Origin of the sequence: Paraburkholderia panacisoli (genome assembly GCF_008369935.1) — a bacterium.
GTDB lineage: Bacteria > Pseudomonadota > Gammaproteobacteria > Burkholderiales > Burkholderiaceae > Paraburkholderia > Paraburkholderia panacisoli.
Genome location: NZ_VTUZ01000003.1, coordinates 1 through 18,905, shown reverse-complemented (window position 1 = coordinate 18,905; position 18,905 = coordinate 1). Strand labels below are relative to the sequence as shown.

At 58.0% G+C, this 18,905-nt stretch carries 11 protein-coding genes and 2 pseudogenes; 3 read left to right on the top strand and 10 right to left on the bottom strand.

Going from position 1 to position 18,905, the window contains the following annotated elements; translation table 11 throughout:
- Position 1: 1 nt before the first annotated feature.
- The 4 genes and pseudogenes from FVF58_RS04840 to FVF58_RS04825 all read right to left on the bottom strand — a co-directional run.
- A pseudogene (locus FVF58_RS04840) lies at positions 2-322 on the bottom strand (MlrC C-terminal domain-containing protein); the annotation flags it as partial.
- 80 nt (positions 323-402) lie between these two features.
- Entirely contained in the window at positions 403-2,112 is a 1,710-nt protein-coding gene (locus tag FVF58_RS04835; protein WP_149668788.1) for an FAD-dependent oxidoreductase, read from the bottom strand.
- Between the two features lie 395 nt (positions 2,113-2,507).
- Positions 2,508-3,485, bottom strand: coding sequence for a LysR family transcriptional regulator (locus FVF58_RS04830; protein WP_149668787.1), 978 nt, complete (start codon positions 3,483-3,485; stop codon positions 2,508-2,510).
- A 482-nt stretch (positions 3,486-3,967) separates the two neighbouring features.
- Positions 3,968-6,124 (bottom strand): PQQ-dependent dehydrogenase, methanol/ethanol family, encoded by a 2,157-nt coding sequence (locus tag FVF58_RS04825; RefSeq protein WP_149669114.1) that lies wholly within the window; start codon positions 6,122-6,124, stop codon positions 3,968-3,970.
- Between the two features lie 838 nt (positions 6,125-6,962).
- Between FVF58_RS04825 and FVF58_RS04820 the strand changes: the two genes are divergently transcribed.
- Positions 6,963-8,945 (top strand): sigma-54-dependent Fis family transcriptional regulator, encoded by a 1,983-nt coding sequence (locus FVF58_RS04820; RefSeq protein WP_149668786.1) that lies wholly within the window; start codon positions 6,963-6,965, stop codon positions 8,943-8,945.
- 162 nt (positions 8,946-9,107) lie between these two features.
- Here the strand turns inward: FVF58_RS04820 and FVF58_RS04815 are convergent.
- From FVF58_RS04815 to FVF58_RS04805, 3 genes and pseudogenes are all read right to left on the bottom strand, one after another.
- Positions 9,108-9,542: pseudogene (locus tag FVF58_RS04815) on the bottom strand (HPP family protein); the annotation flags it as partial.
- Positions 9,543-9,817: 275 nt separating this feature from the next.
- On the bottom strand, positions 9,818-11,338 hold the full coding sequence (exaC, locus tag FVF58_RS04810; RefSeq protein WP_149668784.1) for an acetaldehyde dehydrogenase ExaC: 1,521 nt from the start codon (positions 11,336-11,338) through the stop codon (positions 9,818-9,820).
- Between the two features lie 391 nt (positions 11,339-11,729).
- Positions 11,730-12,491, bottom strand: coding sequence for a carboxymuconolactone decarboxylase family protein (locus FVF58_RS04805; protein WP_149668783.1), 762 nt, complete (start codon positions 12,489-12,491; stop codon positions 11,730-11,732).
- Between the two features lie 508 nt (positions 12,492-12,999).
- On the opposite strand from FVF58_RS04805, the gene pqqA reads away from it, so the two are divergent.
- Entirely contained in the window at positions 13,000-13,074 is a 75-nt protein-coding gene (gene pqqA / locus FVF58_RS04800) for a pyrroloquinoline quinone precursor peptide PqqA (RefSeq protein WP_149669113.1), read from the top strand.
- Between the two features lie 315 nt (positions 13,075-13,389).
- Here the strand turns inward: pqqA and FVF58_RS04795 are convergent, their stop codons facing one another.
- The 3 genes from FVF58_RS04795 to FVF58_RS04785 are packed head-to-tail and all read right to left on the bottom strand — an operon-like array spanning position 13,390 to position 17,274.
- Positions 13,390-14,292: an enoyl-CoA hydratase-related protein gene (locus FVF58_RS04795; RefSeq protein ID WP_246216931.1), complete on the bottom strand. Its 903-nt coding sequence runs from the start codon at positions 14,290-14,292 to the stop codon at positions 13,390-13,392.
- A 30-nt stretch (positions 14,293-14,322) separates the two neighbouring features.
- Complete coding sequence (locus FVF58_RS04790; protein WP_149668782.1) at positions 14,323-15,579, bottom strand: CaiB/BaiF CoA transferase family protein; 1,257 nt, start codon at positions 15,577-15,579, stop codon at positions 14,323-14,325.
- 24 nt (positions 15,580-15,603) lie between these two features.
- Positions 15,604-17,274 carry a GMC family oxidoreductase gene (locus tag FVF58_RS04785; RefSeq protein WP_149668781.1) on the bottom strand — a complete coding sequence of 557 codons (1,671 nt, stop codon included), beginning with the start codon at positions 17,272-17,274 and terminating at the stop codon, positions 15,604-15,606.
- A 328-nt stretch (positions 17,275-17,602) separates the two neighbouring features.
- On the opposite strand from FVF58_RS04785, the gene FVF58_RS04780 reads away from it, so the two are divergent.
- Positions 17,603-18,790 carry a tyrosine-type recombinase/integrase gene (locus FVF58_RS04780; protein WP_149668780.1) on the top strand — a complete coding sequence of 396 codons (1,188 nt, stop codon included), beginning with the start codon at positions 17,603-17,605 and terminating at the stop codon, positions 18,788-18,790.
- The last annotated feature ends 115 nt before the right edge of the window (positions 18,791-18,905 follow it).

The following is an 18,905-nucleotide window of genomic DNA, read 5'->3' as shown; positions in this document are numbered from 1 at the left end:
GCTAATCGTTCGTCTGAACGGAGATTATCGATGCTGCCTCGTCTGAGTTCAAACTGGCGACTGGGCGCACACGCGTATTGGCAACTGGTCGTTTCCACGGCAGATCGGCGGGATGGGCTGCCATCGGATCACGAGATTTGGTCACGAGAATACGCTCGGCGATTGGACCGAGGTCCGCGCGGAAATGCATGGAACGCTTGTTCACCAGAATCCTCATTTTCTCAGGCTGGATGCCAGCCATTCTGAAAAAGTGGCGATCGTTCATCGGAGCCTCAACGGAACTCACCGCGACCCTCACGTCATCGATCCGGAGGCAGACAGTTGGACCGACATCGACTTACATTCCGCGCATCATCGGATGCGTCAAAGATACATTTTACGTCCGAACAGTGGTTGCGATTGCTATTCGGCCATCAATAGCGCATGTATTTCAGACACTACGGCAGCACCTTCCCCAACGGCGGATGCGACGCGTTTGGTTGACGTCGAGCGCACGTCGCCGACTGCGAACACGCCTGGAACACTCGTCTGGAAGGCGAAATGGGCCGCCGCGGACTCCATCGAACCAGTGCGGCCGGTTATAACGAAACCTTTCTCGTCAACCTCCACTCCGCATCCACGTAACCAGCCAGTGGCAGGGTCAGCGCCCGTAAAAAGGAAGAGGTGGCGAGTCGAGATTCGTGTGCGAGTCCCCGCCGAACAGAATTTAACCTCAGACAGGCTGTCCTCGTCGGACACGACAGATTCGATGACAGAATTGCTATGAATTGTCACGTTGGCGAACGAGCTCACGCGATCGATCAGATATCTTGACATTGTTTCGCGCAAGCTCTCGCGTCGAATCAGCACATGGACATGCGCCGCATAGCTCGCCAGGAAGACGATTGCCTGTCCGGCAGAATTTCCCCCTCCCATAAGCACGATTTCCGCGTCTTGACACAGACGACCCTCGATCGACGACGCCCAATAGTAAACTCCACGAATCTGAGGCTCATCGAGGCCGCTGATCTGAGGGCGACGATAGGCGGCGCCAGATGCTATAACCACCGTCTTCGCGCGGGCACACCGACCATCCCGGAGCTCCAGCTTCAAGGGCGATCCAGTGCAGTGTAGTTTTGCAACCTCTGTAGGGGTGACTATTTCCGCCCCGAATTTAACTGCCTGTTCAAATGCACGACTAACGAGAACGTGACCGGAGATGCCGGTTGGAAATCCGAAATAATTTTCGATTCTGGCGCTTGCGCCGGCCTGTCCGCCGAACCCCTTTGAATCGAAAACCAGCACTGATAGTCCCTCCGAAGCGGCGTACACGGCCGCAGCAAGTCCGGATGGACCAGCGCCGACAATAACGACGTCGTAAGTATCGGATTCGTCGAAGCCGCAGAGTAGACCAAGCTTCGACGCGAGGAATGTTTCATCGGGGTTGTACAGGATAGAGCCATCAACCAGCAACGCCAGCGGCATCTGCACTTCTGCGCACTGTGATTTCGAAAGGAAATCGCGAGCCTCATCGTCCGTGGCCGGATCGAGGATCCGATGCGGATGATTAGTGCGCCGTAGCATATCTGCAAGGACGATGAGTCTCGGGTCGGTTGAAGATCCGATCAGAATCGGACCACTACCATCCTGAATCAATCCGACGCGTCGGAGAATGAACGCGCGCATGATCTCTGAGCCAAGCTGGGCTTCCGCAATCAGAAGCGACCGGAGTTGCTCAGGTGCGATGAGGAGCGCGTCGACGTCGGTAGTGGCAATCGCATCAACGAGGTATGGTTTGCCACTCAGGGTTGCCGTCTCTCCGAGAAAGTGCCTCTCACCGACCTCCTGAAAAAGGTGAGACTGCCCAAACCCATTTCGTACGACCAAATGTACCGTTCCACGAGTCAAGATCCTCATGCCTTCGCTCTGCTCGCCGGCGCGAAACATGACGTCGCCGGCTTTCCAGTGTTCCGTTGTCCCGAAGCGAGCCGCCTTGGCTACCCGCGTTTCGGTCAAACGGGGATACATCTGATACCGACGCCGCTCGATCTGGGTGCGTTGCGCCGCCTCGACGGTTTTGTAGTCTTCGGGCGCGACACGACCTCCCGGTGATGAACCGCCTTTCAATGTCATGGGAGTGTCCTTGCCATCTGTTGATGCCCGGCGGTGAGGTACCCGGCTATTTTCGACATCGTCCGAATCAGAGCTCACGGTTCTGGTCACCCTTGAAAGCAGGCTGCGCAATGCTCGCAAGCGAGTTCTGCCCCGACCACCAACGTTTCGCGCCGCAGGTCGTCGCAGGCATTACCCGATACGCCCGCCTGGCGTTGACGGGTACGATGCTCGACGACACGCGAACGTCCATTGGGAGCGTGCGTGACGTGCTCGTGACCATGGGCGGGCACATGTCCCGGATCGCGCCGCCTAGCCACATACAGATAGTACCAAGGCGCTCAATCTGCCGACGCCTTGACAGCCGCCAACTCGGCGAGGCGCAACGGGAAGAACCATTTAACTTCGCCTAGGTCTCAAACCGTTGTTAGCATTTGGTCTACGTTGTGCTCCAAGCGTTTCGAAATCGCCGCCCTCTCATTGGAGATATGTCGGGGAACCGACCGGAAGAACTCGGTGCAGAAATCGACGAAAGTCCTGAGCCTCACGGGAAGCAGTTCACGGTGCGAGTAGAAAAGACATATCTCGAAGCCACTCTCTGACGTGGAGCACTGGGGCAAGATGTGCGTGAGATGTCCTGTGGCAATGTCTTCTCGAACCATAGCTTCAGGTAAGGTCGCGATGCCCGTCCCCGTAAGCGCTGCCGCCCGAAGCAGTACTTCGTTACCGTCCATGGACGACATTGGAAGCACACTCACTCTCTTCCCGTTTTCCAGTAGCTCGATGAAATTCGTGCCCTTCTGCCTCCACGCGGGATCCAGCAAAACGAAATGGTTGGCCAACTCCGAAGCAGCCTCGGGCGTACCGCATCGCTCAAGATAAGCAGGTGCGGCAACGAAAATGTGCGGTGACCTGGACAACGTTCGACGAATTACCGCAGACTGCTCTACAAGATGAGGCGGGAGAATCGCTATATCGAAATGGCCGTCATACAGATTCACCGCTTCTTCCTGGACGGAAACCATCAGGTCCACGTTGGGGGCGATAGCGTGATAACTCGACACAAGACGGGAGAAGGTCTTGCTCACTAGCATCGGATGCACGACGAGTCGCAATCTTCCACTGTCGATTTCACGTTCCTGGGTAATGCGACGATTGGCTTCGTCAAGTTCTTCGAGGAGACGGCAGCAACTGAGATAGTACGGCTGTGCGGCATCTGTCACTGTGACAGATCGGGTTGTTCTATACAGGACCCGCGTCTGGATACTCGCTTCGAGCTTGGCGATGGCTTTGGATATCGAGCCGGTAGTCACGCCCAATGACGCGGCAGCCTTGCTAAAGCTTCGATGCTGTGCGACTGCGACGAACGTCCGCAACATATATAGCTGGTCCATCTCCTACCTCGCTGATAAATTCACAAAGCGAACATCCCCTGTGCATGGGACTGTCGCGGATGTAAAAATCCGGCGACTGCCATCATCGCGGCTGTACCCATCGAAAATCCGATGACCCAAATAACGGCGTTTGTACATTCGCAGTGTTGACGTATCACATAGGAATGCAGCTTAGCAATGTTTCCAGAACGCATAGACGGTTTGTGACGATAGGGGTATCGTGAAAATAGATAGCCAACATGCCACCGTGTTCCGGTGGCATGTTGGCTTGATCCCGAGAGCCCAGCGTTCCAGACTGGCGCGCAGGTTGGGTTGATCGCGGCAGGGAGAGTGGATGGACCGCGATCGCTATGCAAGGCGCCGCTTGTGTTGCCAAGCCGTGGAATTGATCAGCGCCTAACGGATGGCCAAGACAAGCGGATGTGGGTAGCGTGGACTATGCGCGGCCGGCGCTGCGGCCAGCCGCGTTGCGCCGCTCGGCGTTATTGATTCTTGCGGACCGAGTCAGCCGTTCCCTGGATAAAAGCCTGAATCTTGATCACATCATCCTTGCTGAGCTTGCCTGTGAAGTCGGGCATGCCTCTATCGACGAATGGACCGTTGAAAACGATCTTGTCGAGATTGTCGATCAAGCCCGACCCCACATAACCCAGGTTGGGAATCGCTCCACCCTTGTCGACCCCGGGCACGCCATGACAGAACACGCAATTGTTCACGTAGAGCTTTTGACCTGCGGTGACGTTTGCCGGATCGTACTTCACGCCGGTCAGCAGTTCAGCCGCAGGGTACGCCGCCGTCTGAGGCATTGAAGCCTTACCGCCGAGTGCAAACGTGAGCACGCGACCCGGCGCCTGCCTGTTCGTGTGGCGTTGCATCAGGCCGTACACCCCTCCCCAGCCGACCGCGATCGACACATATTGCTTGCCGTTCACAATGTAGGTGACAGGCGGTGCAACCGCGCCCGTGCCGACCGACGTTTCCCACAGCTTGTCGCCCGTTTTCGCGTCATAGGCCACGAGTCGCCCGTCGGCCGTGCCCTGAAATACGAGGCCACCCGCCATCGTGAGCGTGCCTCCGTTCCAGGGAGCAGCGTACTCCCGCGTCCACGCCGCTTTCTGGCGAACCGGATCCCAGGCCACCAGTCGGCCGAAGGGTTTGCTCTTCGGTGGGACCGCGTTGATCGTCATACCCAGATTCCAGCCGGTACCCGTTTGTGGCTCGTCGGTCTTCTCCGACCCTTGTAACCAGACGGGATCGTCGGCAATGGTTGCCGGTACGTTTTGTGCGGGAATGTACACAAGCCCTGTTTGAGGGTTATACGACATTGGCTGCCAGTTATGCGCCCCGAAGGGGCTTGGGATAGCATCGACAGGATCCGTTCCACCTTGCCCAATCTTTGTCTTGATCGCGCGACCGCTAGCGTCATATCCCGACGCCCAATTTACGTCGACGAAGTTGTTCGCCGAAATGAACTTGCCCGTCACGCGATCAACCACGAAGAAGTAACCGTTCTTCGGCGCATGCATGATCACTTTTCGCGGCCTGCCGTCAATTGTCAGGTCCGCGAGAATAAAGTCTGCAGTCGAGTCATGGTCCGCACCCTCGGCCTCCTCTTCCTGATAGTGCCACACGTACTGGCCCTTGTCGGGATTAAGCGCCACGATCGAGTCGAGGAACAGGTTCCGACCCAGCTTCGGGCTGCGCAGCCTCGCGGCCCACGGCGTACCGTTGCCGGTGCCGATATAGAGCAGGTTCAGATCGGGGTCGTATGTTAGCGCGTTCCACGCGTTGCCTCCGCCGCCGTGTTTCCAGTACTTGGCGCTCGGATCCCACGTCTTCGCGGCCAGCTTCATCGACGCGTCCTCGAACGGTTTTGACGGATCGCCTGGTACGATGAACCAGCGCCATAGCTGTTTGCCGGATTCGGCGTCGTAAGCGGAGACATACCCGCGCGTGTCGAATTCTCCTCCACTGTTGCCGATGATGACCTTGCCCTTGACCACGATCGGAGCTTGGGTGATCGTGTATGAACCCGGTTGGCCCTTGACCGTGTCCTGTTCCCAGACCTTCGCGCCTGTCTTCGCGTCGAGCGCGATCAGCCGACCGTCGAATGAGCCGACAAATAGCTTATCGTGATACAGCGCCACGCCACGATTTACCACATCGCAGCAGCCGTGAGAGCCGTAGCGGCGCGGCACCTTCGGATCATAGGTCCACAGGTTTTTGCCGCTGCTCACATCTATTGCATGGACGATGCTCCATGACGCTGTCACATACATTACGCCACCGGCCACTAACGGCGTCGCTTCAATACCACGCATCGAGCTCAGATCATACGACCAGGCAAGCCCGAGGTTTTTCACGTTCGATACGTTGATCTGGTCGAGCTTACTAAAGCGCGTGCCTGCGAAATCAAGACCGTGCACAGGCCATTCGCGGGTGGCCGCTTCATTGGCACGAACAGAGGCTTCGTTGACGTTCAGTGCAACGGAGGATGTCGCGTCCGCCGCCGCGACGTACTGAGAGAAGACGGCTGCCAGCGTAAGCGCGGCGCCAAGCGCAGCGACACGATGCGCAGCACGGCAGAAGCGCAAACGTAGAAACTGCGCTTGCTGTCCAGACGCGATCACGTGTCTCATGACGAAACGATGAATGGGTTTCAAGTATGTCTCCATTGTCGACGTCCGCGTCGCCTTCGCGGGGGTCGGCTTGTTTGGGTTCAGATGTGCGCTAGCTGATCCGCCAGCGCTGATGCCGTCGGCGCTTAGAACACTTTCAGCAGCCGCAGTTTGAGTTGATTTGCCTCCTTAACTCGGTCCTGCACCGAGATGTCCTGCCCGTAAATTGCGAGAACCTGCCATGTTGGCGCGGGAATCATGCAAAGGCCGCCGCGAATTTGTTCGTGTTGGTCCGGTTTTGTTGCGAGACGCCGTCACACCGAGAGCCACGCAAAGGGCGCCTGCCGCCTTGCAAGTCCCAAAACGGTGAAGCGGTTTCTTCAGGGTGGCACCTCCTGACGTGCTTCCGCAGGGGGCTTGCCGTGCTCACACGCAAGCGTCTGAGCGAGCGACCGGCGTTATTGCACAGACGACCACCAAGCGCCCGAGTTTGTCGCGACGCTCAACAATGGGCCGAGCCTCTCCCGGTCGCTGCGCACACTTTGCAACCGCGTCAGTTGCGCCTGCAATCGGATCACGCTTGAGTGGCCTCGCTCGTCTTGCCGGCCCACCTGGCACTGGACGCAAAAGCAATGCCAACGACATGCATTGTTGTGCCATGCGTGATGTCCGCCAGCGTTTTGCCACGCGTTGCGCCTGCTATAGAATCCGGCTTGAAATGCAACAACAGCAAAACTCGTAGAAGCAGGTTATATATAGCGATATAGAGGTGCCTGAAACGAATTGTCGGGGGTGCCGCAGAGTGAGTCAGTGGTGCACGACCTGACTCATATGGAGACACCAGAAGGAGACGCACATCATGCGGCCGCACATTGACCCAGAAGATCGGATATTGAGAGCTCGCCGAGAATTTTTTGAAACCGGGTCCGTTAGTGAACAAAAAGTTTCCGCACTGTTGCTGCGGTCATGGGAACGCTCGCGGGGCCATGGGCTCCAGGCGTCAAGCCGACTCTTGCGAGATGCAGTACGCTCGTCCGCACCCCTTGACATCGAAGAAGCGAACGCGCAACTGATCGGCCATTCACGGTCTGAGATGGAGCGACTACATCATGCGTTTAGTGGTGAAAACTGGTTGGTGGCATTGGTCAATGCGGAAGGCGTCGTCGTACGTTCCGTTGGCGGCCAACACGCCACAACGCGAAAACTCGTATCCGTGCTGCACCCCGGCGCGGATGTGAGTGAAAAGACGATTGGTACCAATGGCCCAGGTTCCGCGCTCGTGGAGCGACGGCCGATTTTGATTCGAGGTCGCGAGCATTTTCTCGACGAAGCGGCGGAATTTGCGTGCGCAGCCGTGCCGTTGGCGGACCCTTTCGGTGCGCTGGCGGGGGCACTCGATATCAGCTACTTGTGCACCGCATTGCAAGTAGATCCTCTTTTGCTACTTGCAACTGCCGCGCGGGAAATCGAGAATCAAATGATCGACAGCCTGCATGACATCAACGTCGTGCGCTTTCACTACCGTGCGGACATGCTCCGCACGCCCTACGCCGCGTTGCTTGCGGTATCTCACGACGGCTATGTGGTCGGCGCGAATCGAGATGCGCGCGCGACACTCCGCCTCGGCGACAGCACATTTGAGCAGCTCGAGTTCTCTTCGTTGTTCGATTTGTCGCTGCCGCAACTGATTGACGCAAGTCGTCTGTCCACCCCTGCGCTGTTGCACCGTCATAGTGGCGTGCGTCTCTACGCGAGTGCCTCCGAGTATCGAGGAAAAGAGCCTCAGTACGTCGCGTCTGCCCATCGTGGTGCAGGCGTGGGAAGCGCGGCAGGAGTTGCACGCTCCGCATCCCGAGCAGCCACACATCGCTCTACCGCTTCCGCGCTCGCACGGCCGAGCGACGAACCGTATCTGATGGCCGATTCACGACTCGAGGCATCGTTCGAGAAGGCGCGACGTGCATTCGACCGCGACATTCCGGTTATCGTTTATGGCGAGACGGGCACTGGCAAGGAAGTGGTCGCTCAGCGGCTGCATGCGGGGGGACCGCGGCGCAGCGGCTCCCTTGTCGCCATCAATTGCTTTGCGCTGCCAGCCAGCCTGGTCGAATCGGAACTGTTCGGCTACGAGCACGGTGCATTCACAGGGGGAAGGCGCGGGGGAGCGCCGGGCAAGTTCGAGGAAGCCCACAATGGCACACTCTTTCTCGATGAGATCGGCGACATGCCATTCGAGATTCAAGGCCGACTGTTGCGCGTGCTGCAGGAGCGCAAGGTCACCCGGCTCGGAAGCAGCCGCGAGACAGCCGTAAATATCTCCCTCATATGCGCGACTCATCGGTCGTTGCCCGGACTCGTCGCAGAGGGCAAATTCCGTGAAGACCTGTTCTATCGCTTGAGCGGTGTCAGCATCACGCTGCCTCCGCTACGCGAGCGCTCGGACCTTCGTCAACTGATCGACTGGCTGCTCGCGCGCGAATCCCTCGGCGCCTTCGCAGAGCACGCACCCTATAGGCTTGACAACGACGCGTTGGACACGCTGCTTAATTATCGATGGCCCGGTAATGTGCGGGAGTTGCGCAGCGTGCTTCGGGCGGCGGCCGCGCTCGGCGACCCAGATGGCAAAATCCGTGCCGAACACCTGCCGTTGGAACTGGTCAAGCAGGTTGACACGGCTCACGTGAATACGCCGTCGTCGTCATGCACACCTGGCACATTGGCGGCAATGGAAACCGATGCGATTCGCCAGGCGCTCGAACATCACCATGGCAATATTGCGGCCACTGCGCGCAGCCTTGGCATTGGCAGAGCGACTCTGCATCGCAAGTTGCACAAGATGTGACCATGCCTGGACGCGACGACTCCTAAGGCAATCCAAATCCACCGTCTTCTACTAGTACTGCTTTGTCGAAACATGCGGTGAATACGCCAGCATATGGCCAGAAGACATCGCCCCGTGTCATTCGGTACGTTGAAAGTCAGCGAACGCCTGACTGTGCCGATAGAGCACGAACCCGTATCCGAGAGAGTGAATGCCGGGTCCTCCCAATACGGCCGTGAGTGCGACGGCGCCAGAAGGAGGATGCACGCATCTAAGCGCGAACATCGCACATAGCGCAAATGCGATCGCGGCAGCCGCCGCGGGCACCGGATCAGAAATAAATTGCGAACAGGTCACACCAATCGTGGCGGAAATCAAATTCCCGCCAACGAACGACCACGGCTGAGCGATCGGACTTGCCGGCACTCCAAAGAGCAAGATCGCCGACGCACCCATAGGCGCGACCAGGAATGGAACCAATGCGCTGCCCTCGTTGAAGCTGCGCATACCCATCGCTGTGATCGCAATGCCGATCAATGCCCCCACGCACGAACGAATGCGTTCGGACCAGCTTACCGAGACGCGTGACGGAATGAAGCGGTGAAGCCAGTCAATCATGGGATATTCTTGGGTCCACCGGAAAGCAATAGATGCACAGGTTGCAATTCGTGCCCCGAACCGTCTGTACGTACGTATCCTGACAGATAGCCGACGAGCGTTTTGCCCAGGTTGACTCAAACTCGACGGTGGCCGGCGTAGCGACTACGCGCAGTACATCTTCAGGAGTCTCGTGTTGCTCCGTCAATGCACGTTGCCGAGGCGACGTACACATACGAATGCGGGCAGCGCCAACAACATGCAACCGCCCGCAGGCCAAGTGACTACGGTCCTATTCAGAAGAAGCCGAGCGGCTTCTCGCCGTAGCTGACCAGCAGATTCTTCGTCTGCTGATAGTGGTCGAGCATCATCTTGTGGGTTTCACGTCCGATGCCCGACTGTTTGTATCCGCCGAAGGCCGCGTGCGCCGGATACGCGTGATAGCAGTTCGTCCACACGCGACCGGCCTGGATCGAGCGGCCGAAGCGGTACGCCCGCGTGCCGTCCCGCGTCCAGACCCCAGCGCCGAGACCGTACACCGTGTCGTTGGCGATCTCGAGCGCTTCATCTTCCGTCTTGAACGTGGTCACGGAAACGACTGGTCCGAAGATCTCTTCCTGGAACACACGCATCTTGTTGTGGCCGTGGAAAACGGTCGGCTTCACGTAATAGCCTTTGCCAAGCTCACCGCCGAGCACGCTACGCTCGCCGCCAATCAGACACTGCGCGCCTTCCCGCTTGCCGATATCGATATACGAAAGAATCTTTTCCATTTGTTCCTGCGACGCCTGCGCACCGACCATAGTCTGCGGATCGAGCGGGTGGCCCTGCTGGATCGCGGCGACACGCTTGAGCGCGCGCTCAATGAAACGATCGTAGATTTTCTCGTCGATCAACACGCGCGACGGGGCGGTACACACTTCGCCCTGATTCAGTACAAACATCGTGAAACCTTCGATCGCCTTGTCGAAGTACGAGTCATCCTGATCCATCACATCGGCGAAGAAAATGTTCGGGCACTTGCCGCCGAGCTCGAGCGTAACCGGGATGATGTTCTGGCTCGCGTACTGCATGATCAGGCGGCCAGTGGAGGTCTCCCCAGTGAACGAAATCTTGGCGACGCGGTTGCTGGTAGCAAGCGGTTTGCCCGCCTCGAGCCCGAAGCCGTTCACAACGTTTAGCACGCCTGCGGGCAGCAGGTCCTGGATCAGCTCCACCAACACGAGTATCGACGCTGGGGTCTGCTCGGCGGGCTTGAGGACAATGCAATTGCCGGCGGCCAGCGCCGGAGCAATCTTCCAGGCAGCCAGCAGGAGCGGAAAGTTCCACGGAATGATCTGACCGACCACACCGAGAGGCTCGTGAAAGTGATACGCCACGGTTTCGCTGTCGATTTCGGAGATCGAGCCTTCCTGCGCACGGATGCAGCCGGCAAAATAGCGGAAGTGGTCGATGGCGAGCGGGATGTCGCCGGACAGCGACTCACGCAGCGGTTTGCCCTTGTCGATCGTTTCAGCCACTGCAAGCTTCCGCAGGTGTGCTTCGATCCGATCCGCGATGCGGCTCAAGACATTTGCGCGATCCGTCGGCGACGTCTTCGCCCAAGCCGTTTTTGCGCGATGTGCGGCGTCCAGCGCGAGTTCGATATCCGCTTCGCGCGAACGCGGAACTGAAGTGAACGGCTGGCCGGTGATCGGCGAAATGTTGTCGAAGTACTCACCGCCGACCGGCTTGACCCACTTGCCATCGATGAAATTCGCGTACTTCTTTTTAAACGGAAACTCTATATCGAGAAACTGCAACTCTGCGTGGTTCATATTGACCTACCTCCAGTAGCTGGCATCCGGAAAGAAGAGAAATGAGCGAGAGCACCGGCGATCTCAATCGACTGGCGCTTTGCGCTGGATACCATCCTTGCGAGAACCATGCCACTTCGGCGGCGCCTGCTTAATGGAAGCGACGCGGCGTTTCAGGCGCTGACGCTTCAATGCACCGATATGCGCAACCCGAAGCGCGGCGACCGAAGTATCTGTATTGTTTGGCGACACATAATCGTGCACGCTGTATCAAGGTGCTACAGTGTTATTCGGGTCTCTGTCAGCGATTCGGATATCTAATCATCATGGGATGAACTGATGGAGCGCCCACCACCCGTCGCCAAAGTTGGCGACCCAGGATGAAGGAAATACGATCTACCTTCCGTTAAATTCACGCATCCTGCGCAGCCGCAATTGCATCTTCCAGCATCGGAGAAGCAATCAGTGCACCGTGGATTCCGATAACACTCGCAATCTCGATAGTCTCCATGATCTCCCCGGCAGTTGCCCCGTGGCGAAGTGCATTGCGCATGTGGATTTTGATGCCCGGCTTGTACAGATGTGTGGCAGCGACATCAAGCGCGCAAAGCACGAGTTCCTTGACCTTCGGCTCGAGAGCGCCGTTCTTCCATGGAACCGAGGAGAACTCGAGGTACGCGTCGAAGAAATCCGGATCGAGTTCCAGGGTCTGGTCCCATATGGGATCCCAATACCCCTGTACTTCGGTGAAACGCTGCTTCAATGCTTGACGACGGCTATCGGCAGGTCCTTCCGGCTGTCGGAGACCTTCTTCATGAAGCACCTCGGCGAGGATTGGCATCGCCACATTCGAAGCGTGAATACCAACCGTACTGGTCAACTCAAGCACTTCCATCAGTTCTTCACGTGTGGCACCAAAATCCACCGCCATTTTCAGATGCATCTGGATGCCGGGCGCGAACAGATGGGTGGAGGACGCATTCAAGGCAATATAGATGAACTCCTTGACCTTGTCCTCCAGATGGTTGTGCCGCAGTGGTACCGCCGAGAGGTTAAGGTAGGCATGCAGGAACTCACAGTCGTTGCGAAGAATACTTTCCCATTGCGGAGCCCAGGTATTCCGCACGCGCATGAACTCGTCCTTGATCGATTGCTGTCTGGTAGTAAGTGTCATCACTTCTCCGTTAGGGATAGACATAGATAGTCTGACAAACCGTTAAGGCGATCCGCGGTTGCCCAATATATCAGGGGAAAGTCCGTCATATCGTCCATACGGTCAGGAGCATGACCAACGTCAACCCTCGCACCGTTTGCTGCGATTGACAAGCGAAGGGAAGATATATGGCTATCTGTTTGACAGATAGCGAAGCTCCGGCAACGAACGACACAGCACATTTGCGGGATCTCATTTGTGCGCTTCGACCAGTGTCTCGCTTTGCGACACCGTGTGCAGGAGAATCGAACGCTGAGCCCTCTTCTCCTTACACCAGCTATACAGATATCGGTCTGCAGCAACTCGACGGCGAAGCGTATTTCCTGCGCCGATGCCACTTTCCACTCCCTGGCAGCTTACGTGCGCTCCATGAGGCTTTGGAATCGTCCCCGGCATGGAGCTTGCACTTGGTGACAATGCCGCATCTGTGAGGCGGCTTTTCATCTACGCTGAACTTAAGGAGACATGCATGCAATGGACTACCCCGGCCTATACCGACCTTCGCCTTGGTTTTGAAATCACGATTTACATCGCCAACCGCTGAATGGGCGCCGCTGCGCCGCTCGCCGGCACTCGCGGGGCGGCGGCGCTGCAGTGGCACCGCATCCACACATGCGCGCAACGCAAAACGCGGCCACGCTTCTTAGGCAACACCTCGTTGCACGCAATGTGCATGCGCCTGGCTAAGCTGGACGCCTCACGCGGCTCGTTGATCGCTAATTTCACAGGAACCATCGTACTTTCCCATGGGCAAGCGCTACGACGTCGACTACCGCGAGTCGACGAGCCGCCCACCAAACCGGAGACGATTTCCAAACGAAGAAGTGGTCGGGCGCGAGCACCGACGCTAAGCCATGGCTTACCGATGGCGGAAGACCGGAGCGCGCTTGGCCAGGAATGCGTACATGCCTTCCTTTTGGCCTTCTGTCGCGAACGCGGCCTGGAAGAGCCGACGCTCGTGCAACACACCCTCGCTCAGCGACGTCTCGAATGCGCGAGAGACCGCCTCCTTCGCAAGCCGTACGGCAGGCAAGTTATAACCTGCGATGGTATGCGCTGTCTCGAGCGCAGTTTGCAGCAAGTCAGTCGACGGAACAACGCGCGCAACGAGGCCGGCTGCGAATGCCTCATCCGCGCGCAAATTCCGGCCCGTGAGAATCAGGTCCATCGCAAGCGACTTTCCGACGGCACGCGTCAAGCGCTGCGAACCGCCAATACCAGGCGGTATCCCGAGCTTGATCTCCGGTTGACCGAATTGGGCATCATGGGCCGCTATGATGAAATCGCACGCCATCGCCAGTTCGCAACCGCCGCCGAGGGCATAGCCGCCAACAGCCGCGATGATCGGCTTCGAAATCGTTCGAATGCGGTCCCATTCGGCAAAAAGGTCTTTCGCGTGCCAGTCGGCGAAGGACTTGTCGACCATTTCCTCAATGTCCGCCCCTGCTGCAAATGCGCGCGCATTGCCCGTGATCACGATGGCGCCGATTCCATCGTCCTGATCAAATTTCGTAAGTGCTGCGAGCACCTCGTGCGACATCTGAACATTGAGCGCGTTCAGGTTCTTCGGGCGATAGAGTGTGATCAGGCCGACACGCTCCCTTCGATCGATCTTGATGGTTTCATACACGCCGTTTTCCGACACGGCTCCGGCGGCAACTACATTCGCGCCCGCGACAGCAGGTCCAGGGTTCGGTTCGATCATCTGCATCCTGGTTTGGTTGGCGGATGCGCCATGCGCTGTTGAAACGTCGGTCTTCATATATTCACCTGTCAGTTCAAAATGGCGGCGTCATGCTGCAAGGCCGGTGGAGCGCTCCAGTTCATCGTCGCCTGATTCGGAATCAGCCTGCGATGTGTAGGCGCCCGACGAAGCCATCAACTCAGCCAGAATCGCTTCGCGATGCTCGTCCACCGCCGGTGCTCTCCTGACTACTGTTACGTCCTCATCGGGGGACGTATTCATCTTGATCGGATTTCCGGCTGTTTTCACTTTCCGCTCGGACTTCCCCTGGACCTGGATGAACATGTTGCGCGCGAGCAGTTGCGGATGATCGATGACCTTGTCGATCGTGTTGATCGGAGCACAGGGCACGCCAGCCTCGTTCAGCTTGTCGAGCCAAGCGCTGACAGATGCGGCGCGGGTTACCCGCTCGATGGCCTCGATCATGGCGCCCCGGTTTTGCACGCGGAGATCGTTCGTAAGGAACAACGGGTCGAGGGCCACTTCCGGCACGCCCAGGGCGTCCGCCATCAAAAGAAAGAGCTGATCGTTGCCCGCGGCAATGATGAATCGGCCATCCCCGGCAGCAAAGCTTTCGAACGGCGCGAGCGAGGGGTGGGCGTCGCCAGTCCTCGTGGGCACCTTCTCTTCGACGTCGAACCTGGCAAACGCCGTTTCCATCAACGCCGCCTGGCAATCGAGCATCGCGATGTCTACGTGCGTGCCTTGCGCATCCCTCGAACGCTTGTATAACCCCGCCAGAATACCTATCACGGCGAATAGTGCTGCACCGAGGTCCCCGAAGGCCGTGCCAACACGGGCCGGCTGAGTGTCTGGCCAGCCCGTCAGACTCATGACACCGCCCATAGCCTGCACTACGGTGTCGTAACCTGGCAGGTCCTTGAACGGGCCGGTGTGGCCAAAGCCCGAAATCGATGCGTAGACGATGTGCGGATGCGTTCTCGCCAATTGCTCGGCGCCGTAGCCGAGCCGAGCCATCACCCCGGGCCGGAAGTTCTCGACCACCACGTCGGCCTTGTCCAACAAGCGGTCGAGAAGTTCGCGGTCACGCGGAGACTTGAAGTCGAGCGCGATGCTCTCCTTTCCTCGGTTGAAACACATGAAGTACGCCGATTCGTCATCGACGAACGGACCGAACGCACGCGTATCGTCTCCCGTGCCCACACGCTCGATCTTGATGACGCGTGCCCCGAGGTCAGCAAGCGTCATCGCGCAATACGGTCCCGACAGCACACGCGAGAAATCGATAACCGTTATTCCTTCAAGGGGCAAGCGCTTCTTCACCCCAGTCTTGTTCTCAGCCATAGCCAATTCCCTGGTTGAATAAAGTCAAACGCCTTCCTGAATCCAGTGGGAAGCTTTCTCGGCGATCATCATGGTGGGGCAGCTCGTATTGCCGCTGGTGATCGTGGGCATCACGCTCGCGTCTACCACCCGAAGCCCCGCGACCCCGCGCACGCGAAGATGGCTGTCGACCACAACATTCGGATCAGCGAACTTGCCCATCTGCACAGTCCCCACTGGGTGGAATATCGTGGTGCCAATGTCGCCCGCCAGTTTCGTGAGCTCAGCATCCGATTCGTACTGTGGGCCGGGCTTATACTCTTGCGGCCTGTATTTCGCGAGAGCCGCCTGGCTCGCGATGCGTCGCGTCAAGCGAAGGCCGTCGACGGCGACTCTCCGATCGTCTTCCGTACTGAGGTAGTTCGGGGCAATGGCCGGCGCATCCTCAAAGTTGCCGCTCTTGATGTGCACCGTGCCCCTGCTTGTCGGGTTCACATTGGCGACACTGGCGGTGAACGCCGGAAACGTGTGCAGCGGCTGCCCGAACGCTTCGAGACTCAGTGGCTGCACGTGATACTCGATGTTTGCGTGCTTCCTTGACGGATCGCTCCTGGTAAAGGCCCCGAGCTGAGAGGGCGCCATGCTCATCGGACCCGACCGGTGCAGCGCGTATTCGAAGCCGATCTTCGCCTTGCCGAGCAGGCTCGACGCAAGAACGTTCAGTGTCTCGCAGTTTTCAACCTTATAGACCACGCGAATCTGAAGGTGATCCTGCAAGTTTGCACCGACACCCGGTGTGTGCTGGACAATATCAATGCCGTGCTTTTTCAAGAGAGACGCCGACCCAATACCGGAGTGCTGCAGAATATGCGGTGAACCGATCGCACCAGCGCTCAGCACGACTTCGCGGGCGGCGCTCACCGAGACAAGCTCGCCATCGCGAACAATTTCGGCACCGGTGCAACTCAGCGCACCGTTTCTGTCACGGTCGATCCTGAGCTTCTTCACACGGGAGTTAGTCCACGTCGTGAGATTCGACCGGTGTTTAATCGGACGCAGGAAGGCCTTCGAAGTATTCCAGCGCCAGCCGTCTTTCTGTGTGACGTCAAAGTAGCTGACGCCGAAATTGTCGCCGGTGTTGAAATCGTCGATGATAGGAATGCCCGCCTGTTCCGCCGCTTTGGCGAACGCATCAAGGATTTCCCACTTGAGACGCTGCTTTTCGACACGCCACTCGCCACCGCTTCCGTGAATCCTCGCGATCGCTTCGACATTGCCCGTCAGCAATTCACCTTGCTTCGGATCGAGCCTGTAAAAGTCTTCATGGGCCCTGAAGTCCTTTAATGAGTTGCTCCACGTCCATTCCGGATTGCCCGTCAGATCCGCCCAATGGTCATAGTCGCGAGCCTGGCCACGCATGTAGATCATGCCGTTGATACTGGAGCATCCGCCCAACGTCTTGCCACGGGGGTAAAGAATCTGCCGGCCATTGAGTCCTTTGTCCGGCTCAGTCCGGAATTGCCAGTCCGTACGCGGATTGTCGACGCAATATAAATAGCCGACGGGGATGTGGATCCACATGTAATCATCGGTGCCGCCCGCCTCGACCAGCAGGACATTCTTCGTCTTGTCGGCGCTCAGACGATTCGCGAGCAGGCTGCCGGCGGAGCCGGCGCCAATAACGATAAAGTCAAATGTCGTACTTTGCGTTTGCATCGGATTTATCCTCACGAGCGGTTTTCAGCTCTGCCGGCATAAATTAGACCGATCATCTATAAAAAGCGGAAAGAAACTGCCTAACCCAGCGCAGCGAAAAGGCCGTTCGCGAGAGTGTGCAATGCCCCCGGGCCTAGAGACGTCGCGCGTCAACCCAAGGCTGTCCTGCGCTGGGTGCATCTAATGCGAACAGCTTTTTTATGTCACGTTGACGGATGCGGTCCAACGGACGCGCAGTCAAGCGCAGTCGCCAACCTCGTCAGACTGAACTGGACTTCACATAAAAACGGGAGTCTCCTGCAGTGGCCATACCACTGCAGGAGCCCTCATGGATACGCTTCTTTCACTTCACGCTGTTCCGGCCTCGTGGCTGCACGACAGCGTTCTCGCTCCGTACGTCGCAGGATATTGGAAGTATCTCGCGAGGCGAGGCTACGCCGACCACACCGCAAAGGTGTACGTGTATTGCGTAGCTCACTTCGCCCGCTGGCTACGACGCCGTCGAGTTGCTGCGTGTGACCTTACAGATGATTCGGTTCGGAAGTTTATTACCGAACACCTTCCGCGCTGTGCCTGTCCACCGCCAGTGCGACGGCACGTGCGCGATGTCCGAGCGGCATTGCGGCATCTGCTCATTTCACTGGATGAGGCCGATGTGCTACGCAAGATCGAGGTTGTCTCCGCGGTTGACGACGAACTTTGCCGCTTTGACGAATACATGGATCGCGCGCGCGGACTTGCGCGAAGTACGCGAATGCAGCGACTCAAGATCCTGCGATCCTTTCTGCTACAGAGCCACGTTGCTGGCTCGCGCGTGCTGAGGTCTCCTACTCAGGACGAGCTGCGGCAGTTTATCGAGACAGAGCTTCGGCGATTGTGTCCGGCCAGTGTAAAGCTTGTCGCGGGCACGCTGCGCGCATATCTTCGCTTCCGAGCAACATTGGGCGACTCTGTAGCGCACTTGCTGCCGGTCATTGCATCACCTGCGAACCGGCGCCTCGCGACATTGCCCCAGACGCTGTCGCGGGAGGAGATCGTCCAATTGCTTGACGCTTTTCCGCAAGGGTTGCCATCTAGGCGTCGAGCCTACGCAATGGTCCGCTGTCTCGTCGACCTGGGCCTGCGAGCCAGCGAAGTTGTCAGCATCGATCTGGACGACATCGACTGGGAAGCGGGAACGCTCCGAATCGTCAAGAACAAGTCCCGTCGAGTCGACGTGCTGCCGTTACCGCAGAGCACGGGCCAGGCAATCGCAACCTATCTTCGCGCAGAGCGACCTCCGACGACAAGCAGGCGAGTGTTTGTTCGCCACGTCGCACCGGTCGCAATCCCTATCGGTCCCGAGGTGTTACGCAAGATCGTACGCGAGGCCTATTGCCGCTGCGGACTACCTCATACGCGGGTGCACATACTGAGGCACGCGCTGGCAAGTCGGCTGCTGGCCACCGGAAGCACCCTTAAGGAAGTAGCCGATGTGCTGCGGCATCGTGAACTCGACACTTCAATGATCTATTAGCTACCGTGGATCGTTATGTAGAGTCACCGTGGCAAACGCTTTGTGAGCAAGGCGTCAGCATCAGCTTACTGCGCATAAAGTTTCATGATGAGAGTCCTGGCGGCCATCGGGGCCG